This window comes from Halorubrum rarum (assembly GCF_048380895.1).
In the GTDB taxonomy this organism is placed as follows: Archaea; Halobacteriota; Halobacteria; order Halobacteriales; family Haloferacaceae; genus Halorubrum.
In genome coordinates this window covers 176,280-200,958 of record NZ_JBLWMN010000001.1, presented here as the reverse complement: position 1 = coordinate 200,958, position 24,679 = coordinate 176,280, and the positions used below count along the sequence as shown (strand labels likewise).

The window sequence follows — 24,679 nt, the reverse complement described above, 5'->3', positions numbered from 1 at the left end:
AACGTGTAAAGGGAGAAAGCGATGGGGGCGCGTGTCATTTACACACTCATGAGCGATCCGACCATCCCGAACGATCGGCGATCCGACGACGAATCGGTGGATGACCGGCCGGACGAGGAGCCACTCACCGGCTATCCGTCCGGTGTGGCCGACGGTGGACTGCCCGTTCCGGAGCCGGTGGACGACGAGGTTACCGTCGAACTCGTCCGGGACGCGATCGGTGTCGCTCGCGGCGAGCTGTCCGACGAACGCTTCTCCCGGAAGTACGGAACGACGAGCGAATTGCGAACGCCGACGGAATCGAAGTCGTTGGAGGAGTGAGGGTCGCGGAGTCGTTGGAGGAGTGAGGGTCGCGGAGTCGTTGGAGGCCTACCTGGACGTTCCGACGATCTCGTCCACGAGTAACGACTTGACGACCGCTTCCTCCGCCCGGTGGAGCGTTTCGCTGACGGTCGATTTCGCACGATCGATCTCGTCGGCCAACTCCGTAAGCGAGCACTCGCGGGGCGTGTCGTAGTAGCCGTTCTCGACCGCCGCGAGCACCGTCTCCCGCTGCCGGTCGGTGAGCATTGTACCCGATGACTCGACCCGAGTCACGGGCTCTCTCCGATACGCGATCCCGAGTTCCTCGAGGCGGTCGCCGAGCTCCGGGACCCGTTCGGGCGCGCCGATCACCGAGAGCCTCGCCTCGCCCGCCTCGATATGAACGGGCATCCGAATCGGAACCCCCGCACGCTTCGCGGCGCGAAGGAGCATCGGCTCGCTCGTCTCGAACTGCACGGTCGCGTCACGCTCGGACCGCGCCAGGACCGAGATATCGGTCAGCGTCGGATGATCGTGCATCTCGTCGAGGACGGCACCCACGTCCGGAGCGGTGACGTTCACGAGCGCGTAGCCGGGACCGTCGTCCGGCATCGCCGCCAGCACTCTGAACGAGGCGTCCGTGTGCCTCCGAGAGACGTCCGCAACCCACGGCCCGTCGGGGAGCTCGGCGACGAGGTGCGCGTGTGTCATCGACGATCCGATCGGCCCGGCGAGCACAAAGACCACTAGGAAGGTTCCGACGGGACGACATCGGGCCCGAACGTGTTCGGGGCGTCTCGGCTCGATGGGGCGCTCAGGAGTCGACGACGCTCAGGAGTCGACGGCGCTCACGGCCCGTTCTCCCTCCTCGAGGTAACACTTCGGATCGGGCGCGAACGGGTCGTCGTGAGCGGCCAGCGCCCGGAGCCGCGAGCCGCCGCGGCAGACGTCCTGATACGCACAGTCGCGACATTTGCCTTTCAGGTGGTCCTCGCGGTTCCGGAGCGCGGAGACGAGCGGGTTCGACTCGTCGGACCAGATCGAACCGAACGACCGGTCCCGGACGTTTCCGAGCGCGTACCCCTGCCAGAACTGCGTGAGATGGACGTTGCCGACCGGGTCGACGTCGGCGACGCGTTCTCCGGCGGGATCGCCCCCGTTCCGCCGCAGGTACTCCCGGATCCGGCGGGCCTGATCGGTTCCGACCGCTCGATCGGCGTACTCCACGAGGTAGCCGGCGTCGGCGTAGTTGCCGACGAGGAGCGTCTCGATCTCCTCGCCGTCCGCGTGGTACTCGCGAGTGAGGTCACACAGGCGCGTCACCGCCTCACGGGTCGCCGCCGGGCTCAGGTCGACGTCGGAGATGTCGGCCCCCCTGCCGCCGTAGTCGAGGTGATAAAAACAGAACCGGTCGACGCCGACGTCGACGAGCAGGTCGACGACTCCCTCCAGATCGACGACGTTGTGTTCCGTGATCGTGTACCGCAGTCCGGTCTTGAGCCCGACGTCGAGGCAGGCCTCGATCCCGCGAACCGCGGCGTCGAACGCGCCCTCTTCGCCGCGGATCCGGTCGTTGCGCTCGCTGAGACCGTCGACGGAGATGCCCGCGTACTGGAGCCCCGCGTCCTGAAGCTCTCGTGCCCGGTCGCGGGTGAGCAGCGTCCCGTTCGTCGAGAGCACCGGACGGAGCCCCCGGTCCGCGGCGTACGAGACGAGTTCGGTCAGATCCTCGCGAACGAGGGGCTCGCCGCCCGAAAACAGCAGCACGGGGACGTCGAACTCGGCGAGGTCGTCGATCAGCGCCCTTCCCTCCGCGGTCGACAGCTCGCCGGGCGCGCCCTCCGCGTCGGCGGCGGCGTAGCAGTGCTCACACCGGAGGTTGCATCGCTTCGTCGTGTTCCAGACGACGACCGGCCTGCGTTGACGGTCATCCGTGATCTGCGGTTTCTTCGAGTCGTCGGCCGCGTCGTACCGGAGCCCGTCACTTTCGGCGTCGAGCCCACACAACAGCTTGCTGACGGAGATCATCGGTTTCCTTCGCGTTCTCCCGCTTCGCGTTCTCCCGCCTCGTCGATCGGTGCACGTCCGCAGGCGACCGTCGGCGTCCCCTCCGTCTCCTCGTACACGCGCGGTTCGGCAGCGTCGTCGTCCTCGGCGGCGTGTTCGTCGCCGGAACCGACGGTCGACGAGTCGTCTTCGCCGGCGAACTCCTCGGCGGAGTACCGGTACGTCTCCGCCGCGGGACAGATCCACACGTCGCGGGCGTACCACCCGAACAGTTTGCTCGCCTCCTCGTGGGCGGCGTCCGGCGTGGGAGCGGCGATCGTTCCGACGTGTCGAAGCGGATCGGGCTCCTCGTCGCGGATGAACACCTCGAACCGTCTCCCGTCGGCCGATCGTGGTCCGCTTTTACCGCCGGTTCGCTCCGTCTTTTCGACCATGCGGACGCGTTCGCGACGTCCACGCAATCCTGTTTCGCGTGTTCTCACGCGGTAAGACCTTACGGGAAGATGTTCGGGACTTTCTTAAAGGGGACGTGGATCGTACGCGCGTGCATGTTCGCCGATTTGGACGTCGACGATCGGCCGCTCGTTCTGATCTGGGAGGTGACGCAGGCGTGTGGACTCGCCTGTCGGCACTGTCGGGCGAACGCGGTGCCCACGCGTCATCCCGACGAACTGACGACGGCCGAGGGGAAACGACTCCTCGACGACGCGGCCGACTTCGGGGACGGACAGCTCGTCGTGCTCTCCGGCGGCGACCCGCTGGCGCGGGACGACCTGACGGAGCTGATCGCGTACGGCGACGACAACGGGCTCCGGATGACGATCACGCCGAGCGGCACCGCGTCGCTGACGCCGGATCGGGTCCACGATCTGGCGGACGCCGGGATCGCTCGGATGGCGGTCAGCCTCGACGGCGCGACGGAGGCGTCACACGACGCGTTCCGCGGCGAGGAGAGCTTCGCGGATACGGTCGCCGCCGCCGAGGCCGCCCGCGACGCCGGAGTCCCGATCCAGATCAACACCACGGTGTGTGCGGACACGGTCGAGGAGCTCCCGGCTATCCGGGACCGGGTTCGTTCGCTCGGGGCCGTCCTCTGGAGCGTGTTCTTCCTCGTCCGGGTCGGACGCGGCGGCATACTCGATCCCGTTTCCCCGGAACGCGCCGAGTCGATCATGGGGTGGCTTCACGACGTCGACGCCGCGGAGCCGTTCGGGATCAAGACGACCGAAGCCCCGTTTTACCGTCGCGTCGGACTCCAGCGCGAGGACGGCGGGCGGGACGGCTCCCGTCGCCGGGCAGGGATCACCGCCGGCTGCGGGTTCGCGTTCGTGAGCCACCGCGGGGAGGTGTACCCCTCCGGGTTCCTGCCGCAGTCGGCCGGCAACGTCCGGGAGGAGTCCGTCGTCGACGTGTACCGGAACTCCGACCTCTTCGAGTCGCTCCGGGAACCCGACGAGTTCTCGGGGAAATGTGGGGCCTGCGAGTACAGACACGTCTGTGGGGGAAGCCGGTCGCGTGCGTACGCTGAAACCGGCGATCCGACCGGGAGCGACCCGCTGTGTCCGTACGTCCCCGAGGAGTACGAGGGACCGCTTCCGGCTCGAGCGGATTGACCGGCGGATCGACGATGGATCGACCGACGGATCGATCGACGATCGATCGGAACCGCGCGCGAGGACCACGCGAGGACGAACGAACGTCCATCGGATATATGAATCGGCGTGAGAACCGTGATCGCCGAGTCGGATATCCGTGTGTATATATGATATAAGGATACGCTCCCCCCGTCACGTCAGTCGATTTTCCGCGATCGCATCGTCGTGACGAACCGATCGATCGGACGCCGATCACCCCGGCTACGGAACCTTTAAGTGTACGACAGCACTGGTGAGAGTCGATGACAGACATCACGGAGGCTTCGTCGGACACCCCGGCGGATCGAGTTCTTCCAGGGCACGATAGCTTCTAACATCGATATCGGTCCTGTACGGATCTTCGACACGACGTTACGAGACGGAGAACAGTCACCACGGACGTCGTTCAGCTACGACGAGAAACGCCGCATAGCGGCGACGCTGGACGACATGGGTACCCACGTCATCGAGGCGGGGTTCCCGGTGAACTCGGACGCGGAGTTCGAGGCCGTGAGCGATATCGCCGCCGCGACGGACACCACCGTCTGCGGGCTCGCGCGCGTCGTCGAAGGCGACATCGACGCGGCGATCGACGCCGGCGTGGAGATGGTACACGTGTTCGTCTCCACGAGCGACGTCCAGCTGGAGGACTCCATGCACGCGACCCGCCAGGAGGCGAAAGAGCGTGCGGTCGCCGCCGTCGAGCAGGTGAAAGACGCCGGCGTGGAGTGCATGTTCTCGCCGATGGACGCGACCCGGACGGACCCGGAGTACCTGACGGAGATCGTCGAGGCGGTCAGCGACGCCGACACGGACTGGATCAATATCCCGGACACCTGTGGCGTCGGCATGCCGACGAGCTTCGGGAAGACCGTGAAGGCGGTCGTCGCGGCGACGGACGCACGCGTCGACGTCCACACCCACGACGACTTCGGCATGGCCGCGGCCAACGCGGTGATGGGCTTCGAAAACGGCGCGGAGCAGGCGCAAGTGTCGGTCAACGGGATCGGCGAGCGCGCCGGGAACGCAGCCTACGAGGAGGTCGTGATGGCGGTCGAGTCGGTGTACGGCGTCGACACCGGTATCGACACGACCCAGATCACGGAGCTGGCCCGGATCGTCGAGAACGCCTCGGACATCCCGGTGCCGGCCAACAAGCCCGTCACGGGGCGGAACGCGTTCGCCCACGAGTCGGGGATCCACGCCGCCGGCGTCATCGAGAACGCGGATACGTTCGAGCCCGGCGTCATGACCCCGGAGATGGTCGGTGCCGAACGCGAGTTCGTACTCGGCAAACACACCGGTACCCACAGCGTGCGCAAACACCTCGTGGAGGCCGGCTTCGACCCGACGGAAAGCGAGGTCCGCGGCATCACCAAGCGGGTCAAAGAGTACGGCTCGGGCAAGCGGCAGGTGACCGCTGGCGACGTCGAGCGGTTCGCGCGCGAAGCGGGCATCAAGCGTGAAGAGGAGGAGGTCCGGATCTGATGGTCGTTTCAGCGGTCGCCGCCGACGATCAGCAACTGCGTTCGGGCTCACCCCCGGATCCGGCTGACGGATCGTCGACGAACACCCCGGTCACGTCGACGGATCGGTGCGACGATCGCGTATCCCGACAGGGATTTATAGGTGGCGCTCGTTCGGCCGAACGAGATGCGACGGCAACCCACGATCAGGACGACCGGTCCCGAGACGGGAGCCGCCGCCGCGATCATTGTAGGGGTATAATCCCCTACCCCACTCCTTCCTCACCGACGCGACGTACCGACGAACGCCAGCGGACGGGCCGGGCCCGTTCCGCGACCGACGAGACGGAACCCGCGGCCGACGCGGCCGCGCTCCCGATCACGACATCGGCGTTCGGACCGAGCCACACGCGTGCACGAACGATGCACACACACTACACGCCACCACGAACATGAGCGACACAGCAGCACAGCAACGAGACGACGACTCCGAGGAGCCGATCGATCGAGACGACTCCGCCGAGACGGGGACGACCGATCCCGAGCGGACGGACGACGGTACCGACACCGGAACGGTATCGACCGGTGCGGAGTCGGTCGTCGCGGCGCTGGAGGCGGCGGGCGTGGAGACCGCCTTCGGCGTGCAGGGCGGCGCGATCATGCCCGTCTACGACGCGCTGTACGACTCGTCGGTCCGTCACATCACGATGGCCCACGAACAGGGTGCCGCCCACGCCGCCGACGCGTACGGCGTCGTCACGGGCGAGCCCGGTTTGTGTCTCGCCACGTCGGGACCGGGTGCGACGAACCTCGTCACGGGAATCGCCGACGCCGACATGGACTCGGACGCAATGCTCGCGTTGACCGGACAGGTGCCGACCGAGTTCGTCGGCAACGACGCGTTTCAGGAGACCGACACGGTCGGCGTCACGCGCCCGATCACGAAACACAACTACTTCGCCGGCGAGGCCGACTCCGTCGGCGACGTCGTCGGCGAGGCGTTCGAGCTGGCGCGGGTCGGCCGCCCGGGGCCGACGCTCGTCGACCTGCCGAAGGACGTGACGCTCGACGAGACGACGGAGTCGCCGGGACCGGCGAAAGCACCCGCCGGAACCGACCCGGACCCGAACGCGGATCCCGCCGCGGTGACGGAGGCCGCACGTGCGATCGAAAACGCGGAGCGACCCCTCTGTCTGTTCGGCGGGGGCGTGATCAAAGCCGAGGCGAGCGACGCCGCACGCACGTTCGCACGGACCTACGAGATCCCCGTGACGACGACGATGCCGGGGATCGGTACGTTCCCGGAGGACGACGACCTGTCGCTGTCGTGGGCAGGGATGCACGGGACGGGGTACGCCAACATGGCGATCACGCACACCGACTGCCTGATCGCGGTCGGCACCCGGTTCGACGACCGACTAACCGGCGGAATCGACACGTTCGCGCCGGAGGCAGAGGTCGTCCACGTCGATATCGACCCGGCCGAGATATCGAAGAACGTGTACGCCGACTACCCGCTGATCGGTGACGCCGGTGCGGTGCTCGATCAGCTCACGGCGGCCGTTCGGACCGCACCCGACGTCGACGAGTGGCGCGAGCAGTGTGCCGACTGGAAGGAGACGTATCCGATGACCTACGCGACGCCGGAGGACGAGCCGCTCAAACCGCAGTTCGTCGTCGAGGCGTTCGACGAGGCGACCGACGACGATACCATCGTCACGACCGGGGTCGGCCAACACCAGATGTGGGCCTCACAGTTCTGGACGTACACCGACCCCCGGACGTGGGTCTCCTCGCACGGGCTCGGAACCATGGGATACGGCGTGCCGGCAGCGATCGGCGCGCGCGTCGCCGCGGACGCGATGGGCGACCCGGAGCGCGACGTGATCTGTTTCGACGGCGACGGCTCCTTTTTGATGACGATGCAGGAGCTGTCCGTCGCCGTTCGGGAGGAGTTGAACCTCACTATCGCCGTGCTCAACAACGAGTACATCGGGATGGTCCGCCAGTGGCAGGACGCGTTCTTCGAGGGGCGGCACATGGCCTCGGAGTACAACTGGATGCCGGAGTTCGACAAGCTCGCCGAGGCGTTCGGCGCGCTCGGGATCCGCGTCGACGGCTACGACGACGTCGCACCCGCCGTCGAGGAAGCGCTCGCATACGACGGCCCCGCGGTGATCGATTTCCACGTCGACCCCGAGGAGGACGTGTTGCCGATGGTGCCGAGCGGCGGGGCAAACGGGCGGTTCGCGCTCTCGGAGGACCAGCTATGAGCGGCGAGGACCCGAACCCGGACCGACCCGACGGCCGAGAACGGACCGACGGCGGGCACACGACGGCCATGCCCGGCCCCGCTCCCGAGGAGCGGCCGCATCCCGAGGGGCGACGGAACCTCGAGGGCCACCGGATCGATCCCGTCGTCGAGGCGGAACATCACCCTCGACGCGCGGTTATCTCCGCACTCGTGGAGGACGAACCGGGCGTGCTCGCTCGCGTCTCCGGGCTCGTCTCCCGCCGCCAGTTCAACATCGAGAGCCTGACGGTCGGACCCACGACCGTCGACGGCCACTCCCGGATCACGATGGTCGTCGAGGAGACCGACCCCGGCATCGACCAGATAGAAAAGCAGATGGCGAAGCTGAAGCCCGTCATCTCGGTCGGCGAGGTGTCCGGCGACGCCGTCACCGCGGAGCTCGTCCTGTTGAAGGTTCGCGGCGAGAGGCCGGACGAGGTCCACGCGGTCACCGAGATGTACGACGGACGAACGCTCGACGCCGGGCCGCGGACGATCACGGTCCAGCTCACGGGCGACGAATCGAAGATCGACGACGCACTCGACGCGTTCGACCAGTTCGGGATCATCGAGATCGCACGCACGGGCCAGACCGCCCTCGCGCGCGGTGACATCCCGACCGCACCAGGAGAGAAACCCGGAACGGCCGGCGAACCGACGACCCCAACCGACAACTAACACTCACATGACCGAAGACGACACGCAGACGTTCGACTCGACAGTATACTACGACGACGACGCGAACAGCGAGCACATCGCACAGAAGACCGTGGCCGTGCTCGGCTACGGCTCGCAGGGACACGCACACGCACAGAACCTCGCGGACAGCGGGGTCGACGTCGTTGTCGGCCTGCGGGAGAGCAGCTCCTCGTGGGAGGCAGCCGAAAACGACGGGTTACGGGTCGCGACGCCGGACGAGGCGGCCGCCGAGGCCGACATCGTCAGCGTGCTCGTCCCGGACACCGTCCAGCCCGACGTGTACGAGTCGGCGATCAAGCCGAACCTGGAGGCGGGCGACACCCTCCAGTTCGCACACGGGTTCAACATCCACTACAACCAGATCCAACCGCCCGAGGACGTCGACGTGACGATGGTCGCACCGAAGTCGCCCGGTCACCTCGTCCGCCGGAACTACGAGCACGACGAGGGGACGCCCGGCCTGCTGGCGGTGTATCAGGACGCGAGCGGCGAGGCGCGCGAGGAGGGACTCGCGTACGCGGCCGCGATCGGCTGTACGCGAGCCGGCGTCGTCGAGACGTCGTTCCGCGAGGAGACCGAGACCGACCTGTTCGGCGAGCAGGCCGTCCTCTGTGGCGGCGTCACCTCGCTGGTGAAGCAGGGCTACGAGACGCTCGTCGACGCCGGCTACTCGCCCGAGATGGCGTACTTCGAGTGTCTCAACGAGCTCAAACTCATCGTCGACCTGATGTACGAGGACGGACTGGGCGGAATGTGGGACTCGGTGTCCGACACCGCCGAGTACGGCGGGTTGACGCAGGGCGACGTCGTCGTCGACGAGCACGCCCGCGAGAACATGGAAGCGGTGTTAGAGAAGGTCCAGAACGGTCAGTTCGCACGCGAGTGGATCGCCGAGAACCAGGCCGGTCGGCCCTCCTACACCCAGCTCCGCAACGCGGAGAAGAACCACGAGATCGAGGCCGTCGGCGAGGAGCTTCGCGGACTGTTCTCGTGGCAGGAGGAGCGCGACGGAACCGAGGACGAAGAGGAGAAGGCCGAGGTGCAGGCCTGATGCGGACACGGACGACTGACGATCGGACCGAGACCGGGGGCGCGACGGCGGACGATCGAGACGCGATGGCCGACGTCTCCCACGCGAACCCGTACACGGGCTCGACGCTGGGCGACGTGTTCGCTCGCGGTCCCGCGGTCGCCGACGGTGGAACCGACGGGTCGGGGGTCGACGAACGCGTCACAGCCAGTGACGACGGGTCGGGGGTCGACGGGACAGCCACGATGGACGAGGTCGATCACACGCCACGAAACGGACACGTGAACGACGTCTGGGTTCGCGGGGGGCGCGGCTCCGGCGTAGCAGATGAAACCGGTGACGAGGAATGAGTGAAGGAACGCTGTACGACAAGGTGTGGAACGAGCACAAGGTGACCGAACTGCCGACGGGACAGGACCAGCTGTTCGTCGGCCTCCATCTCGTCCACGAGGTAACGAGCCCGCAGGCGTTCGGCATGCTGAAAGAGCGCGGTCAGGAGGTCGCGTTCCCGAAGCGGACGCACGCGACCGTGGACCACATCGTCCCGACGGGGAACCGGGATCGGCCCTACGGCGACGACGCCGCGGAGAACATGATGGCGGAGTTAGAGGAGAACGTCCGCGGATCCGGGATCGAGTTCTCTGACCCCGACTCCGGGAACCAGGGGATCGTCCACGTCATCGGCCCGGAGCAGGGGCTCACCCAGCCCGGCATGACGATCGTCTGTGGGGACTCTCACACGTCGACGCACGGCGCGTTCGGCGCACTGGCGTTCGGGATCGGGACCTCACAGATCCGCGACGTGCTCGCGACGGGCTGTGTCGCCATGGAGAAACAGAAGGTCCGAAAGATCGAGGTGACCGGCCAGCTCGGCGACCGCGTCACGGCCAAGGACGTGATCTTAACCATCATCAGGGAGCTCGGCACCGACGGCGGCGTGGGCCACGTGTACGAGTACGCCGGCGAGGCCATCGAGAGCCTCGGCATGGAGGGTCGAATGTCGATCTGTAACATGTCGATCGAGGGGGGTGCCCGCGCGGGGTACGTCAACCCCGACGAGACGACGTTCGAGTGGCTGAAGGGGACGGACGCCTTCGAGAACGACCCCGAGCGGTTCGAACGGCTCAAACCGTACTGGGAGTCGATCGCCAGCGACGACGACGCGGAGTACGACGACGTCGTCACCATCGACGGCTCCGCGATCGAACCGACCGTCACGTGGGGAACCACCCCCGGCCAAGGGATCGGCATCTCCGAGCCGATCCCGCGTCCGGAGGAACTGCCCGCGGACAAACGGGACACCGCTCGCCGTGCGCAAGAACACATGGGGGTCGAACCCGGCGACACGATGGAGGGGTACGCCATCGACGTCGCGTTCCTCGGCTCGTGCACGAACGCTCGCTTAAAAGACCTGCGAGAGGCGGCCGCGTTCGTGAAGGGTCGAACCGTCGACGACGACGTACGTGCGATGGTGGTTCCGGGCAGCCAGCGCGTCCAGAAAGCGGCCAAGGCGGAGGGCCTCGACGAGGTGTTCACCGAGGCCGGCTTCGACTGGCGTGAACCCGGCTGTTCGATGTGTCTCGGCATGAACGACGATCAGCTACAGGGATCGGAGGCGAGCGCCTCCTCCTCGAACCGGAACTTCGTCGGCCGACAGGGCTCGAAGGACGGTCGAACCGTGCTGATGAGTCCGATCATGGTCGTGGCGGCGGCGGTGGCCGGCGAGGTCACCGACGTTCGCGAGATGACGGAGGTGACCGTCGCATGAGCGGGAACGACGCGAACTCGACCGGTGTCGATCACTCGCAGTTCTCGGACGGGGAGGCACCGGCCGAGAAGGTGACTGACGTCTCGGGGACGGCGATCCCCGTTCGGGGGAACGACATCGACACGGACCAGATCATTCCGGCCCGGTTCATGAAGGTCGTCACCTTCGACGGACTCGGGCAGTTCTCCTTTTTCGACCAGCGCTTCGACGACGAGGATACGGAGAAGGACCATCCGTTCAACGAGGAACGGTTCCAGGGGGCGAACGTCTTGGTCGTCAACGCCAACTTCGGCTGCGGCTCCTCGCGGGAGCACGCGCCGCAGGCGCTGATGCGGTGGGGGATAGACGCGATCGTCGGCGAGTCGTTCGCGGAGATCTTCGCGGGCAACTGTCTCGCCCTCGGAATCCCGACGATCACGGCGAACGCCGAGGAGATCGAGGACCTGCAGGACTACGTCGAGAACGATCCGGACGTGGAGGTCGACGTCGACGTCGAGGCAGAGACCGTGACGTACGACGGCACGACGATCGACGCCGACGTCAGCGAGGCCCAGCGGAAAGCGCTCGTCGAGGGCATCTGGGACACGACGGCGCTGATGGGCGCAAACGGCGATGCCGTGAAAGCGACCGCACGGTCGCTGCCGTACGTTCCCGACGATCACGTTCCCGGAGACACGGGTACCGAGGATGCGACCGGCGCGACGGGGGACGACTGAATGACCGAGCGGATCGCCGTCATCGAGGGCGACGGGATCGGGAGAGAGGTCGTTCCGGCCGCAGTCGACGTGCTCGACGCGCTCGCTGACACCAGCGACGAGATCGACGGGTTCGAGTACACGTACGCGGAGGCGGGCGACGCGGTCGAGGCGGAGACGGGCGAGGCGCTGCCGGCGGCAGCGTACGAGACGGCTGCGAACGCGGACGCGACGCTGTTCGGGGCGGCCGGGGAGAGCGCCGCGGACGTGATCCTCCCGCTTCGGGACGCGGTCGGATCGTTCGTCAACGTTCGACCGGCGAAGGCGTATCCCGGCGTCGACGCCGTTCGACCGGAGACGGACGTCGTCTTCCTCCGGGAGAACACGGAGGGCGTTTACGCGGGCCACGAGGACCGGCTCTCGGAGGACCTCTCGACGCTGACGCGGGTCGTTACGTCGTCCGCGTCGCGCGAGCTGGCGGAGTTCGCGTGCGAGTTCGTCGCGGACGGCCGCGGACCTGACGGATCGGACGGCTTCACCGTCGCACACAAAGCGAACGTGATGCGCGAGACGGACGGGCGCTTCCGCGAGGAGGTGCTCGGGGTCGCCGAGGAGCACGGCATCGACGCGGACGAGGAGTTGATGGACGCGTTCGCGACGAAGCTCCCGCTGGACCCGACCCAGTACGACGTGGTCGTCTGTGGGAACCTCGCCGGCGACGTGCTCTCGGATCTCGCGGCCGGCCTCGTCGGCGGGCTCGGGCTGTTGCCGTCGGCGAACATCGGCCACGACAACGCGCTGTTCGAGCCGGTGCACGGGACCGCACCCGACATCGCCGGTGAGGGGATCGCGAATCCCTCGGCGGCGATCCTCTCGGCAGCGATGCTCGTCGAATATCTCGGCTACGTCGACGACGGACACCGCGTCCGTGACGCGGTCGAGAGCGTGTTGAGCGACGGCCCGCGGACGGGCGATCTGGGTGGCTCCGCGACGACCGACGAGGTCACCGCGGCGATCGTCGATCGGCTGTAGACTCTTCAGCTCCGTCCGTCTCCCCGTTCGTTTGCCGCCGACAAACCACAAGACACGAAACCCTGCGGTCCGTCCGTCGGTGTATGAGCAACTACTTGGTCGCGATGGAGGCCGCCTGGTTGGTTCGTGACGTCGAGGAGACCGACGACGCCATCGGCGTTGCGGTCAGCGAGGCCGGAAAGCGACTCAACGAGACGGACAAGCAGTACGTCGAGGTCGAACCCGGCGTCACCGGCTGTCCAGCCTGCGGAGAGCCGTTCGACGCCGCGTTCCTCGCCGCGAACACCGCCCTCGTCGGACTCCTCTTGGAGATCGAGATATTCAACGCCGACGGCGAGGAGCACGCCGAGCGGATCGCGAAAAGCGAGGTCGGCGGCTCGCTCCGCGACGTCCCCCTCGAAGTGATCGAGATCGTCGAGACCGAGGCGGACGACGAGGACGACCAGTAGATCGGCGACGGTCGCTGATCCGTCACGTGGGAAGTGGCCGAGGACCGTTCGGGGAACCGTCCGGCGAGGTCGGCCGCCGCCGAAAGCTTTTCTAATAACCTATAGTTATTAGCCGTATGGAACTCCCGACGCCGCAGGACCTACGCGAGCGGCGAACGACCCTCGAACTGACCCAGAGTGCACTTGCGGACGCCGCTGGCGTCTCACAGCCGCTCATCGCTCGGATCGAGGGCGGCGACGTCGACCCCCGCCTCTCGACGCTCCGGCGCATCGTCAACGCCTTAGACGAGGCGGAAGGAGAGGTCGTTCGCGCGACCGATCTGATGAACGAGACGGTGATCAGCGTCGCACCCGACGACGCCGTGATCGACGCCATCGGCCAGATGGAAGCGGAGGCGTACTCGCAGCTTCCGGTGCTCCAGAACGCCGTTCCGGTCGGCTCGATCAGCCAAGGTGACGTTATTCACGCGGGCGAGAACGTCGGAGAACTCCCCGTGAGCGAGGTGATGAGCGAGTCGTTCCCGACCGTCGCACCGGACGCGACGGTCGACGAGATCCGCAACCTGCTCGATCACTACAAGGCCGTCATGGTCACCGACGGCGGCGAAACCATCGGTATCATCACCGAGGCCGACATCGCGGCCCACCTGTCGTAGCTGGCCGAGCCGTCGAGAAACGAGACGCCGCTCGCCCGACCGTTTATAATTCATTACGAGCCAGACGCCGTGTGGTCTGAACACCGACCGCGACGGTCGAGGCGGGAGCGTGGCGCGCCGTCGCGGAACGAGACACGCGCCGCCTGTTCGCTACTTCGCGATACGACTCGGGCTTATAAACTCAGTCCTCGGATCGAGACGCCGTCTCCCTCTTCGACGTACCCGATGACGCGTCCGTCGGTCGCCTCCGCGAGCGCCTCGGCCGCCTCGGGCTCGAGCGCGGCGACGAATCCCGTCCCCATGTTGAACGTCCGATGCATCTCCTCGTCGGAGACGTTCCCCTCGGACCGGACGAACTCGAACACCGGCTGTGCGTCGAACGGGTCGTCGACGACGTAGCGGCGCTCGCCCAAGCGTTCGAGGTTCGTCCAGCCCCCACCGGTGACGTGGGCCGCGCCGCGCACGCCGTGTGCCCGCATCGGGTCGAGCAGGTCGGTGTAGATCCGGGTCGGCTCCAGTAGGGCCTCGCCGATCGTGTCGTACCCCTCGAACGGACAGTCGTCGGTGTACGCGTGGTTTCGGGTCGTCGCCTCGCGTGCGAGCGTCAGTCCGTTCGAGTGGATCCCCGACGATTGCCACCCCACGAGCGCGTCGCCCGGCTCGGCACTTCCCTCGAACACCGCCTCCTTCGCGGCGAGTCCGGCGCACGTGCCGGCCAGGTCGAGTCCCTTCACGACTTCCGGCATCACCGCGGTTTCACCGCCGACGAGTTCCATGTTCGAGAGCTCCGCACCGCGAGAGAGGCCCTCGCCGATCTGCTCGGCGAACCGTTCGTCGGGCTCGTCGACCGCGAGGTAGTCGACGAACGCGACCGGCCGGACACCGGCCGCGACGAGGTCGTTGACGTTCATCGCGATACAGTCGATCCCGACCGTCGAGTAGTCGGCGAGCGCCTCCGCGATCAGTAATTTCGTCCCGACGCCGTCCGTCGCGAGCGCGAGGTATCGGTCGCCGATGTCAAGGAGGCCGGCGTAGTCGCCCTCGCTCTCTCCGACCGCCCCGATCAGCGCGGCGGTCGCAGCCTCGCTGGCGTCGATATCGACGCCAGCGTCCGCGTACGTGAGTTCGTCACCGTCGTCGCCCTCGGTCATACGTTAGCAGGGACGCCCGCGGAGCAAAAGCGCACCGTTTGCCGCGACGGAGAGCCGAGCCCCTCCTCAGAACGGCCCGCCGAATCCGACTCCGATACCGAAGACGAGGCCGACCACGAGGAGGACCGAGGGAACGAACGTCACGGCCCACACAGTCTTGCTCCATCCCAGTACGGTCTTCCCGTCGAGCGGTCCGTACGGGATCAGGTTGAACGCCGCGAGGAACACGTTGATGGCGATTCCGCGTTCCCCGACTAACACGAGGAGATCGCTCCCGAGAGCGGCTCCGACGAGTAACGCCGGAACGAACGCGACCATCAACAGGAGGTTCACGATCGGCCCCGCGAGCGCGATGTGGCCGTGTTCGCGTACGGTGAGTCGCCCCCGATGATGCACGGCTCCGGGTGCGGCAAAGATGAACCCGAGCAGCGCGCTCATCACCGCGAGGAACAGCATTCCGTTGTCCGCGCGGAACTCCGCGACCTGGTCGTAGTGGACGGCGACGACCTTGTGAGCCACCTCGTGAAGCAGGAACCCGATCCCGGCCGTCACCAGACTGACGACGAGGGGGAGTAGGATGCCGGCCGCGAGCAGTCGGTCGAACCCGGCCGTTCCACCGACGAAAAACAGCATAAAGGCGACGCCGAGCGCGAGCCACGCGACGAGCAGGTCGCGAAGCTCCCTCCCGCTGAAGTAGAGGCCGCCGATCCGACGGCCGCGTACGAGCGTGCTCATGAGGCGGTCGTCAGGAAGCCGTAGATCAGTTCCGCGCCGCTGCGGGCCCCGTCCACCATGAGGCGTCCGACCTCGTCGACGCTCCCGACCTCCGCGCCGAACATCGCCGGAAGCACGTACACCGCAAAAAGGAAGCTGGCGACGATGCTCCCGACGTTGGTCATCGCGACGATCATGATGAGCTTAAACAGGGGAACGTCGAGCATCGCGGAGACGAGTTCCGAAGGCGACCGCGTCTCGTCCGAGAGGAGCTCGTTGAGCGCTCCGATGTCGCCGACGTTCACCGTGAGGTTTCGGAGCTCGACGTAGCCGGCGAACCAGCCCGGCGCGAGCATCGGGTTGATCGACGTCATCCACGCGACCGCGCCGCCGACGCTCGCGGACGACCAGCGGGCACCGGCGAGCTTCGCGAACGAGAACGCGAACACCGCGTTGATGAGGAACCACGCACCGAACAGTCGGAACAGGAAGCCGTCCTCGACGCCGGCGAGCGCCAGCAGAACGAAGAAGCTCACGAACGCGATGGCAACGGCGTAGCCGAGCGCTTTCCCCCACGGGAACCGGCGACCGCTCTCCGTGCCGACCAGGTTCTCGACCGGTGGAAGCGTCTCGGGGGCCGCGAGATACCGCTCGATCCCCTTGCGGTGGCCCGCACCCACGACGGCGACGACGTCGTGTCCGGCGTTCCGCAACGCGATCAGCCGATGTGCGATGAACGCGTCACGCTCGTCGATGAGCGCCTCCGCACCGCCGGGCGAGAACTGACGGAACTCCTCCATCATCATCGTCACCACGTCGGCGTCGGTGAGGTCCTCCATGTCGAGGCCCTCGATACCTCCGTGTTCTTCGGATTCGCGACCGCCGAGCGCACCTATCAGGCCGGCGGCAGCGATCCCGACGACCAACCCGAGCCCGATCCCGAGTCCGAGACTACCGATCGCTCGGACCGCGAAACTTCCGAGATACGTCGTCACGAGCCCGTTCGCCACGCCCAGTACGGCGACGGCGACGCCCGTTCCCGCGCCGAGTCCGGCGGCGGCGTACAGCCTCGCGTCGGGAGAGAGGCCGATCTTTCCGACCTGATCGATCGCGAGCGCGACGGCGAGTGCGACGAGAACCCCTGCCGTAACGCTCGTCAAGAGTGCGTCGGTGACGCCGATCGCGCCGCCGAACAGCCCGATCACGGGGCCGACGAGGATACCGACGATCAGTCCGGCCATGATCCCGGCGACCCGGGAGTCCGTGACCCCGAACGCGAGCCCGCCGACCATGCGGAGCTTCTCGATCACCGTCATTCGAGCCCAGAAGCGCTGTATCGTCGTCTGGATGTCCCGGTCGACCAGTGCGACGTCGATCCCGAGTCCCTCGGCGACGTCGATGGCCGCCTTCATGTCCGCTCCGGGCTCGATGTCGAAGCGCTCCCCGAGCTGGGTCTGGACGTACGACAGCATCCAGTAGGCCAGAAACTGGAAGACGGTGTTGCCCTTCAGGAGGTCGCCAGCGTCGAGGTCGTCCGGCGTTTCCCCCTGCATCTGACGGTAGCGTCCCTCGTCGAGTTCGACCGCGACGACGTCCGGTCGCTCGCGCTCGATCGTCTCTTCGACCTCCTCGACGGACCGCTCGGAAATGTGAGCGGTCCCGACGACGGTCACCGATCCGGGATCACGGCGGTCGACCGGTTCCGTATCGGGGCGATCCGGCTCGCCCGAGGATGCGTTCGCGGAGGATCGCGACGGCGCGTCGCCGGACCCTCCGGGCGTCTCGCTCATTGGAGTCCCGTACTCTCCGGTCGCGTTTAGGGTTTGTGAGTCGATCGCCGGGTCGGGGTCCCGACACCCAACAGGTTTGTATCCGTGGGTGTTCCACTGACCGGTATGTCCCGGCTGTTGCCCTCGCTGCCGGATACGTCGCCGGATGACCGGGAGCCACGGATCGTCGGTGTCGACGACGACGAGGCCGACGAACTCCTCGCGGCGCTCGGCTCCGAGACCGCCCGAACCGTCCTCTCCACGCTCCACGAGGAGCCTGCAACGACCTCCGAGATCGCCGACGAGATCGACACGTCCCTTCAGAACGTCCAGTATCACCTCGGGAGGCTCTCCGAGGCCGAGCTCGTCGACGTGGTCGACACCGCGTACTCCGAGAAGGGACGCGAGATGAACGTGTACGCACCGACCGACGAACCGCTCGTGCTGTTTGCCGGCCCACCGACGGACTCAACCGGGATCAAAGCCGCTCTCAAGCGGCTCCTCGGTGGATACGGGATCCTCGGGCTCGCCGGCCTCGCGGCACAGCAACTGTACTCCGTCGGGACGCCCGGAGCGACCGACGACGCAGCGCCGGCGGCGGACGACGGGGACGCGGAACCGGGAATGGCTGCCGACGACGATGCCGCGGAGGCCGACAGCATGGACGCGGAAGCAGACGCGGAACCGACGCCGGAGCCCGAGGTCGAGGACGCCGAGGTCGCCGAGGACGGGATCGGTCGCTTCGTCGAGACCCTCGTCGACGGAATTGAGGCACTCGCCGATCACGCGGTGACGGTTCTCGAACCCGGAGTCGTCCTCTTTCTCGTGGCGGCGATCGTGTTCACGGTCGCGTGGGCCTATCGGTATCGAGACGAACTGCGTCGCTTGCGGTAGCGCCGGGACGGGTGGCGTCGATCGCAGTCGACCGGGGGGACAGCTATTCATGCCGGCACGTCGATCAACGCGTATGGAGCACCAAGCCGAGGTCGTCGGAGTCGGTGCCGGCTCCGCGCCCGGCGGCGACGTCCCGGCGATCGTTCTCTCCGTCCGCGACGAGTACGTCCCCATCTTCGTCAGCGGGGATCAAGCTCGATCGATCGGGATGGTTCTCGAGGGTGAGCCCTTCGACCGACCGCTCACGCACGACCTACTCGTCGAGATCCTCACGGAGTTCGGCGGCGCGATCGACCGTGTCCGGATCGACGACCTCTCCGACGGGACGTTCTACGCCAAAGTCGACGCCGAACGATACGAGGACGGTCGACCGGAGCGGTTCGTGTTCGACGCTCGTCCGTCCGACGCGCTCGCCCTCGCCGTCCGTCTCGACTGTCCGATCGTCGTCACGGACGCCGTCATCGACGAAGCGGGGCGACCGCCGGATTCGATCCGGTTCGGCGAGGGAGATAGGGGAGGCAAGGGAGATAGGGGAGGCGAGGGGAGCACGTAGTCGAGTCGCACCTGTAGCTTCAAGTCGAGCGGACTCGGAGCCGTCGTATGAGCGAAACCGCGACCCTCGCGGAGTCGTACACCGAGATGACCGAGATCCTGCTTCCGAACGACACGAACAACCTCGGCAGGGCGCTCGGCGGAACCGTGTTACACTGGATGGACGTCTGTGGCGCGATCGCAGGGATGCGATTCGCCAGTCGGCAGGTCGTCACGGCGTCGATGGATCACGTCGACTTCATCGCCCCGATCGAGATGGGCGAGGTAGTCGTGATCGAGGGATACGTGTTCAACACGGGACGAACGAGCATCGACGTCAAAGTCGACGTTCGTGCGGAGAACCCGAAAACCGGGTCGGAGCGTCGGACGACGACGTCGTACTTCACGTTCGTCGCGCTCGACGACGACGGGATACCGACCGAGGTCCCGGATCTCGCGTGGCCGACCGACGAGGAGGCGGCGCTCCGTGATGAGGCACTCCAAGGGCGCAGAGAACAGCTTCGAGACGTCGTCGACAGGTACGACCTGTAGCCGTGCTCGCCGTGGATAGCTGCAGCCGTGCTCGCCGTGGAGTCGAGACGGGACGGAACGACGAGCGATTCACCGGCGAGCGTCTCGATCGGCTCCGAATCCGGGGGTGGCTGCGGCGTGGACCTTCTTCACGCGCTCGCGTAACGTCTCGACGTCGTCGACTCTCGAGAGATGGGACCGACAGCCGCAGTCGGACGAGCCGAATCCGGCGATCGGACCCTCCGGGAGTCGCCCTGCCACCGCACACTCGACGTCGGCGCGTTCGCTTCGGACGACGCCGTCGATCCGGGCGTCTCGGTGGCCGAGCAGGTAGTCGATGTGCCAGTGACGCACGTCGTGTTCGCCCCGCGCGATCCGCCGGTGGCGGTCCACCCGAGAGAACCCGCCGCTTCCGAGTGCACTTCCGGTGTAGGCGTACGCACCGGCGGGCAACCGGTGGTCACCGAGGGCACCGACCGACAGGGTCGTCTCCGTCGGCAGTTCGACGACGAGGGTGTACGTTCCGCCCGCGCTCACGACGACGCCTCCGGCGGGTCGCTCGCGGCCGGTCTGAGGTCGTCGACCAGCTCGCTCGCCTCGTCGGTCAGGTCGTATTCGTCGTGGTAGTCCGACGGGTCGCGACCGCGACCGGAGAGGGACCCGACGACGTCGGCGATCCGGTCGTAGTTATCCCGGACGAGTCCGCCGACGATTCCGGGCGTTCCCGCCCGCGTCGCGAGCTCCTCCGCCGCTGCTCGCCCGGCGTACACCCGGCCCTCTCGGGGGTCAATAAGCACCATCGCGAACGGCCGCGCACCGAACTGAGCGTCGAGGAACGGCCCGACCGGGTCCGCCTCCCACGGAACCGCGACGACGCCCTCGAGCCGACGTAACGCGACGGCGGCGACCGAGCAGTACGGACAGTCGCCGTCGAAGATCAACACCGGTGCGTCCGGGTCCTCGTTCATACGGTCGATTGGAGTCGGTGGTCCTTAAGCGGTCGCTCCCTCGACGAGTCGAGGTTAAGAGCGAGAGCGCGGATCGGCGGGAGTGTGAACTAGTGGGAGTGTCCGAGCGCCTCCTGCAGCGACTGTCCGAAGCGGTCCTCGAACAGCTCCTCGGCCGTGTCGTTCATCTGCTGGAGATCGTCCGGAACGTCGCCCTGGCTGTGATGTACGATCGCGTGTGCCTGCTGGGCCATCGCCTGCACGACGACGTCGGCCACGACGGTCGTGGGGTTCTCGCCCTGCTCGCTCAGCACGTCGACCAGTCCGGCGGGAAGTTCGAACGACTCCTCGTCGCCCTCGGGTCCGGTTACGGTGTACGTCTCGGTATCGGACATACGCGTTCCTCGTGGTCACGACATAAGGGTCTGTGGAAACGGTGCGGTGAACGTGACCTCGACTCACCCGTGCGTCGAGATCGCTTTGACGGAAAACCCGGACGCGGCGATGGCGGCGAGATAGATGGCGATGGCGGCGACGACGATCGAGCCGCCCGACGGGAGGCCCTGACTGATCGAGAACGCGAAGCCGACGATCACCGAGAGCTGTCCGAAGATCACCGAGAGGTACATCGTCTCCCGGAAGCTCCGTGCGATCTGTGAGGCGGCGGCGACGGGAACGACCAGCATGGCGGCGACGAGGATCACGCCGAGCACCTGCATCGCGCCGACGACGACGACCGCGGTCAACACGACGAGAAGCGTGTTGTAGCCGGTCACGTTCAGCTGCGCGACCCGCGCGGCCTGCTCGTCGAAGGTGATGAAGAGGAGCTGTTTGTACGTCAACGCGACCGCGGCGACGACGATCACGGATAGCGCGCCCATCAGCCGTGCGCCATCGACGGTGACCACCGCGAGGCTCCCGAACAGGTAGCCTTCGATGTTGATCCCCGTGAGCCCCCGTCCGTAACTGATGATCAGCGTTCCGATCGCGAAGCTCCCGCTGAGCATGATCGCGATGGGGACGTCGCCGTACGTGTTCGTCCGCTCCGTGAGCCACTGGACGGCCAGTGCACCCACGACTCCGACCGCCAGCGCGACGAGGAGCAGCGAGCCGCTCCAGCCGGTGGTCGCGCTGAGCAGCAGCCCGATCGCGACGCCCGCGAACGCGGTGTGTGCCAGCGTCTCGCCGATGAGCGCCATCTCGCGGTGGACGAGAAACGATCCGACGAGCGGTGCGACGACGCCGATCAACACGCCGGTCGCCATCGACTGCCACATGAACGGGTGCTGGAACACGTTGGTCCCGAGATAGAAGTCCATCACGAGCCCGGCGGTCCGGAACGTCGCGTAGAGGTCCTCGGCGATCGGGAGGCCCCGCGCCCAGTAGAGCACGATGAATCCGAGCATCACGAGCGCGAGCAGTGCCGTTACGCCGACGCCCGCGAGCTCGATCAGCCGCCGGGTGTCGCGTTCGTCACCGACCGATGCGGTCGACCCGTGAGCGCGCGGCTCGACGTCGTCGGTACCGGTCGTGTCGCCGCCGGTCTCGATCGTGTCGTCGGTCATCAGTGGTGGTGGTGGACGACCTGCCCGGTCGCGCCGTACGCCTCGGAGAGCGCCTCGCTCTCGACGAACGATTCCGTGTCCCCGTGGTGGAACAGCTCGGTGTTGATACAGGCGACGTGATCGGCCCGGTCCGTGACCACGCCGATGTCGTGCTCGATGAGGATGATCGTGATCCCGTCGTCGTTCAGCTCGTCGAGCAGGCTGTAGAACGCGTCTCTCGACTCGGCGTCGACGCCGACCGTCGGCTCATCGAGCGCGAGGAGGTCGGCCTCGCTCGCGAGCGCCCGAGCGATGTACGCGCGCTGTTTCTGGCCGCCGGAGAGCTCGTTCACGAGCCGGTCGGCCAGGTCCGAGACGCCGACGGTCTCGATAGCGTCCTCGACGATCCGCCTGTCGGTCTCCGAGAGACGACCGTGTCCCGCGTGTGCGAACCGCCCCATGGTGACGCACTCGCGAACCGTAACGGGCATCGTGCCGCCGCGGTTCGTCGCCTGCTGGGAAACGTAGCCGATCCGTCCGCCGTCGTCGAACGCCGACACCGGCTGGCCGAACAGCTCGATCGTTCCCTCGTCGGGGGTGTGAAGCCCCAGCATGAGGTGGAGAAGCGTCGTCTTTCCGGACCCGTTCGGACCGACGAGTCCGAGGAACTCGCCGGATTCGACCGTTATAGAGACGTCTCTCACGGCGACGGTGTCGCCGTACGCGAACGTCACGTCGTCCATCGCTACTACCGAAGTCACTGTCGTTGTGGTTCGTACATCGTCTGACGGTTTAGCTCTTGTAGTTCGATGCCGTCGGATCGAAGCCGATCAGCGATCAGTCGGCTCCGAGCGCGCGCCGGAACGCCGGAACGTTGACCTCGAGCATCTGGTCGACGTAGTCGTACCCCCGCTCGTTCCACTCCTCGGTCGTCCCCTCGGCCGGCGAGACGCTCATGATCTCCGTCGCGTCGCTGTTCTCGACTATCGTCTCGGCGAGGTTGGGCGATCCGAAGTGGTCATAGAGGATCACGTCGACGTCGTTGTCGTTGACGAACTCGATCGTGTCGGCGATGTCGTTCTGGCTCGGCTCGTCCTGCGGTGACACACCGACGGGCGAGTGGAGCTCGAAGCCGTACCGGACCTCCAGGTACTGATAGGAGTCGTGACCGGCGAGCACCGCGGTGTCGCGGTCGGCGTCCGCCATCATCACCTCGAACGCGTCGTCGACCTCGTCGAGCTCCGACTTGTACGCGTCGGCGTTCTCGAAGTACTCTTCGGCGTTGTCCGGGTCGGCAGTCGCGAGCCCGTCGGCGATGTTGTCGACGACGTCCTGTGCGATCACCGGATCGACCCAGACGTGCGGATCGTAGAAGCCGTGTCCGTCGTCCTCGCCTTCGTGAACGACGGAGAGCGCGAGCGGCGGTGACTCCCAATCGGCGTGATCGCCGTGGTACAGTTGGACCACGAGGTCGGTCCGACCCGTCTCCTCGCCGCCGATGTCGATGTGGTCTCCGTGAGGCTCGATCGAAACGATCCCGTCGGTATCGTCAGTGGTCCGCGCGTTCAGTTGGTACTCCTCGTCCTCGCCGATCGGTACGGCCTCACCGTTGGAATCCGAGACGTTCGCACCGATCGAGAGCGACCCGCCCTCCTCGATGTCAGGGAGGCCACCGTCCCAATGGTCACCGTGAACGTACGCGACCACCTCGTCGTGCTCGCGGTCAACCAGTTCGAACTCGCCGATCTGGATCTCGTCGTCGTGGTCGTCGTCGTGAGCGTCGTTGTGAGCGTCGTCGTCGTCGTGGTCGTCGTCGTGGTCGTCGTCGTGAGCGTCGTCGTGGTCGTCGTCGTGGTCGTCGTCGTGAGCGTCGTCGTGGTCGTCGTCGTGAGCGTCGTCGTGGTCGTCGTCGTGAGCGTCGTCGTGGTCGTCGTCGTGAGCGTGGTCCCAGTCAAGCATCTCGTCTTCGAGACCGACTAGCCCGTCGATAACGGCGATTCCGTCGTAGTCGGACTCCAGTCCTCGGGCCAGATCCTGTGCCCAAGAGAACTCCGGTGTGTTGAGGTAGACGAACGCGTCGGTGGAGGCGACGTCTGCAGTCAGGTCTCCCGTGGGCTCCCAGCCGTGTCCCATCTGCCCGACGTCCACCGGATTCTCGAACTCGACGTGATCGCCGGCGATGTTATTCGTCCAGTCTTCGAGCGCGAAGAACGCCGCATACCCCGAATCGAACTCGCTTTCGGCCTGTTCGACGGCGTCCGAGCACCCTGCGAGCGCGGCGGCGGTACCCGCACCGAGGAGACCGGCACCGCGCTTCAGGAGCACTCTCCGCGATTGACTCATACGACGATCCAACGCCCCCGATCACTAAATAGTTGTTATCCTAAAATGGGATTTTAATAATAATGGCTTTTTAGGAACGTTGTGTTATTAATTCCTTCACGGCTTCCGAGCTCGTAGCTATCGGGGGCGTGTGGACGAACCGCTCCGCGAAAATCGATACGTGGGCGCTACGGATCTGAGAGGTGAGCTCGCTGTCCGGCCAGTCGGTTCGCCGACGGTATCG

General features: G+C 66.7%; 27 protein-coding genes. 15 read left to right on the top strand and 12 right to left on the bottom strand.

Features of this window, described 5'->3' with window-relative positions; all coding sequences use genetic code 11:
• Window positions 1-48: 48 nt before the first annotated feature.
• Window positions 49-321, top strand: coding sequence for a hypothetical protein (locus ACNSN7_RS00985; protein ID WP_418279985.1), 273 nt, complete (start codon window positions 49-51; stop codon window positions 319-321).
• Between the two features lie 48 nt (window positions 322-369).
• On the opposite strand, the gene ACNSN7_RS00980 is transcribed toward ACNSN7_RS00985, so the two are convergent.
• From ACNSN7_RS00980 to ACNSN7_RS00970, 3 genes are all read right to left on the bottom strand, one after another.
• Window positions 370-1,014 (bottom strand): helix-turn-helix domain-containing protein, encoded by a 645-nt coding sequence (locus ACNSN7_RS00980; protein WP_418279984.1) that lies wholly within the window; start codon window positions 1,012-1,014, stop codon window positions 370-372.
• A 120-nt stretch (window positions 1,015-1,134) separates the two neighbouring features.
• Window positions 1,135-2,331, bottom strand: a complete 1,197-nt coding sequence (locus ACNSN7_RS00975; protein ID WP_418279983.1) for a TIGR04347 family pseudo-SAM/SPASM protein — start codon at window positions 2,329-2,331, stop codon at window positions 1,135-1,137.
• Window positions 2,328-2,744, bottom strand: coding sequence for an Htur_1727 family rSAM-partnered candidate RiPP (locus ACNSN7_RS00970; protein ID WP_418279982.1), 417 nt, complete (start codon window positions 2,742-2,744; stop codon window positions 2,328-2,330). Before ACNSN7_RS00970 ends, ACNSN7_RS00975 begins: the two co-directional genes overlap by 4 nt.
• 114 nt (window positions 2,745-2,858) lie before the next feature.
• Between ACNSN7_RS00970 and ACNSN7_RS00965 the strand changes: the two genes are divergently transcribed.
• From ACNSN7_RS00965 to ACNSN7_RS00915, 11 genes are all read left to right on the top strand, one after another.
• On the top strand, window positions 2,859-3,923 hold the full coding sequence (locus tag ACNSN7_RS00965; protein ID WP_418279981.1) for a radical SAM protein: 1,065 nt from the start codon (window positions 2,859-2,861) through the stop codon (window positions 3,921-3,923).
• Window positions 3,924-4,247: 324 nt separating this feature from the next.
• A complete protein-coding gene (locus ACNSN7_RS00960; protein ID WP_496923302.1) occupies window positions 4,248-5,432 on the top strand; it encodes a LeuA family protein in 1,185 nt (394 codons plus the stop codon).
• Window positions 5,433-5,862: 430 nt separating this feature from the next.
• Window positions 5,863-7,683, top strand: coding sequence for a biosynthetic-type acetolactate synthase large subunit (ilvB, locus tag ACNSN7_RS00955; RefSeq protein WP_418279980.1), 1,821 nt, complete (start codon window positions 5,863-5,865; stop codon window positions 7,681-7,683).
• Window positions 7,680-8,381 carry an acetolactate synthase small subunit gene (gene ilvN / locus ACNSN7_RS00950; RefSeq protein ID WP_418279979.1) on the top strand — a complete coding sequence of 234 codons (702 nt, stop codon included), beginning with the start codon at window positions 7,680-7,682 and terminating at the stop codon, window positions 8,379-8,381. The genes ilvB and ilvN overlap by 4 nt, the downstream gene beginning before the upstream one ends.
• A 7-nt stretch (window positions 8,382-8,388) precedes the next feature.
• On the top strand, window positions 8,389-9,453 hold the full coding sequence (gene ilvC / locus ACNSN7_RS00945; protein WP_418279978.1) for a ketol-acid reductoisomerase: 1,065 nt from the start codon (window positions 8,389-8,391) through the stop codon (window positions 9,451-9,453).
• Window positions 9,453-9,782 carry a DUF7989 family protein gene (locus ACNSN7_RS00940; RefSeq protein WP_418279977.1) on the top strand — a complete coding sequence of 110 codons (330 nt, stop codon included), beginning with the start codon at window positions 9,453-9,455 and terminating at the stop codon, window positions 9,780-9,782. Before ilvC ends, ACNSN7_RS00940 begins: the two co-directional genes overlap by 1 nt.
• Window positions 9,779-11,200, top strand: coding sequence for a 3-isopropylmalate dehydratase large subunit (gene leuC / locus ACNSN7_RS00935; protein WP_418279976.1), 1,422 nt, complete (start codon window positions 9,779-9,781; stop codon window positions 11,198-11,200). Before ACNSN7_RS00940 ends, leuC begins: the two co-directional genes overlap by 4 nt.
• Complete coding sequence (gene leuD / locus ACNSN7_RS00930) at window positions 11,197-11,916, top strand: 3-isopropylmalate dehydratase small subunit (RefSeq protein ID WP_418279975.1); 720 nt, start codon at window positions 11,197-11,199, stop codon at window positions 11,914-11,916. The genes leuC and leuD overlap by 4 nt, the downstream gene beginning before the upstream one ends.
• A complete protein-coding gene (locus tag ACNSN7_RS00925; protein WP_418279974.1) occupies window positions 11,917-12,927 on the top strand; it encodes an isocitrate/isopropylmalate family dehydrogenase in 1,011 nt (336 codons plus the stop codon).
• A gap of 83 nt (window positions 12,928-13,010) precedes the next feature.
• Window positions 13,011-13,376 (top strand): DUF555 domain-containing protein, encoded by a 366-nt coding sequence (locus tag ACNSN7_RS00920; RefSeq protein ID WP_418279973.1) that lies wholly within the window; start codon window positions 13,011-13,013, stop codon window positions 13,374-13,376.
• Between the two features lie 116 nt (window positions 13,377-13,492).
• A complete protein-coding gene (locus tag ACNSN7_RS00915) occupies window positions 13,493-14,032 on the top strand; it encodes a CBS domain-containing protein (RefSeq protein ID WP_418279972.1) in 540 nt (179 codons plus the stop codon).
• 173 nt (window positions 14,033-14,205) lie between these two features.
• On the opposite strand, the gene purM is transcribed toward ACNSN7_RS00915, so the two are convergent.
• The 3 genes from purM to ACNSN7_RS00900 form a co-directional block, all read right to left on the bottom strand.
• Window positions 14,206-15,183 (bottom strand): phosphoribosylformylglycinamidine cyclo-ligase, encoded by a 978-nt coding sequence (purM, locus tag ACNSN7_RS00910; protein WP_418279971.1) that lies wholly within the window; start codon window positions 15,181-15,183, stop codon window positions 14,206-14,208.
• A gap of 66 nt (window positions 15,184-15,249) precedes the next feature.
• Window positions 15,250-15,918: a zinc metalloprotease gene (locus ACNSN7_RS00905; protein WP_418279969.1), complete on the bottom strand. Its 669-nt coding sequence runs from the start codon at window positions 15,916-15,918 to the stop codon at window positions 15,250-15,252.
• Window positions 15,915-17,687: a TraB/GumN family protein gene (locus tag ACNSN7_RS00900; RefSeq protein WP_418279968.1), complete on the bottom strand. Its 1,773-nt coding sequence runs from the start codon at window positions 17,685-17,687 to the stop codon at window positions 15,915-15,917. Before ACNSN7_RS00900 ends, ACNSN7_RS00905 begins: the two co-directional genes overlap by 4 nt.
• A 105-nt stretch (window positions 17,688-17,792) precedes the next feature.
• Here ACNSN7_RS00900 and ACNSN7_RS00895 point away from each other — a divergent pair, with 105 nt between their 5' ends.
• From ACNSN7_RS00895 to ACNSN7_RS00885, 3 genes are all read left to right on the top strand, one after another.
• Window positions 17,793-18,560 (top strand): ArsR/SmtB family transcription factor, encoded by a 768-nt coding sequence (locus tag ACNSN7_RS00895; RefSeq protein WP_418279967.1) that lies wholly within the window; start codon window positions 17,793-17,795, stop codon window positions 18,558-18,560.
• Window positions 18,561-18,633: 73 nt separating this feature from the next.
• Window positions 18,634-19,113: a bifunctional nuclease family protein gene (locus ACNSN7_RS00890; RefSeq protein WP_418279966.1), complete on the top strand. Its 480-nt coding sequence runs from the start codon at window positions 18,634-18,636 to the stop codon at window positions 19,111-19,113.
• Window positions 19,114-19,160: 47 nt separating this feature from the next.
• On the top strand, window positions 19,161-19,643 hold the full coding sequence (locus tag ACNSN7_RS00885) for an acyl-CoA thioesterase (RefSeq protein ID WP_418279965.1): 483 nt from the start codon (window positions 19,161-19,163) through the stop codon (window positions 19,641-19,643).
• A 69-nt stretch (window positions 19,644-19,712) separates the two neighbouring features.
• On the opposite strand, the gene ACNSN7_RS00880 is transcribed toward ACNSN7_RS00885, so the two are convergent.
• The 6 genes from ACNSN7_RS00880 to ACNSN7_RS00855 form a co-directional block, all read right to left on the bottom strand.
• Window positions 19,713-20,159 carry a GIY-YIG nuclease family protein gene (locus ACNSN7_RS00880; protein WP_418279964.1) on the bottom strand — a complete coding sequence of 149 codons (447 nt, stop codon included), beginning with the start codon at window positions 20,157-20,159 and terminating at the stop codon, window positions 19,713-19,715.
• Window positions 20,156-20,590, bottom strand: a complete 435-nt coding sequence (locus ACNSN7_RS00875) for a thiol-disulfide oxidoreductase DCC family protein (RefSeq protein ID WP_418279963.1) — start codon at window positions 20,588-20,590, stop codon at window positions 20,156-20,158. Before ACNSN7_RS00875 ends, ACNSN7_RS00880 begins: the two co-directional genes overlap by 4 nt.
• Window positions 20,591-20,679: 89 nt before the next feature.
• Window positions 20,680-20,964: a DUF7545 family protein gene (locus ACNSN7_RS00870; RefSeq protein WP_418279962.1), complete on the bottom strand. Its 285-nt coding sequence runs from the start codon at window positions 20,962-20,964 to the stop codon at window positions 20,680-20,682.
• Between the two features lie 63 nt (window positions 20,965-21,027).
• Window positions 21,028-22,134 carry a metal ABC transporter permease gene (locus ACNSN7_RS00865; protein WP_418279961.1) on the bottom strand — a complete coding sequence of 369 codons (1,107 nt, stop codon included), beginning with the start codon at window positions 22,132-22,134 and terminating at the stop codon, window positions 21,028-21,030.
• Entirely contained in the window at window positions 22,134-22,856 is a 723-nt protein-coding gene (locus ACNSN7_RS00860; RefSeq protein WP_418280198.1) for a metal ABC transporter ATP-binding protein, read from the bottom strand. Before ACNSN7_RS00860 ends, ACNSN7_RS00865 begins: the two co-directional genes overlap by 1 nt.
• Window positions 22,857-22,950: 94 nt before the next feature.
• Window positions 22,951-24,456: a metal ABC transporter solute-binding protein, Zn/Mn family gene (locus ACNSN7_RS00855; RefSeq protein ID WP_418279960.1), complete on the bottom strand. Its 1,506-nt coding sequence runs from the start codon at window positions 24,454-24,456 to the stop codon at window positions 22,951-22,953.
• Window positions 24,457-24,679 lie beyond the last annotated feature (223 nt).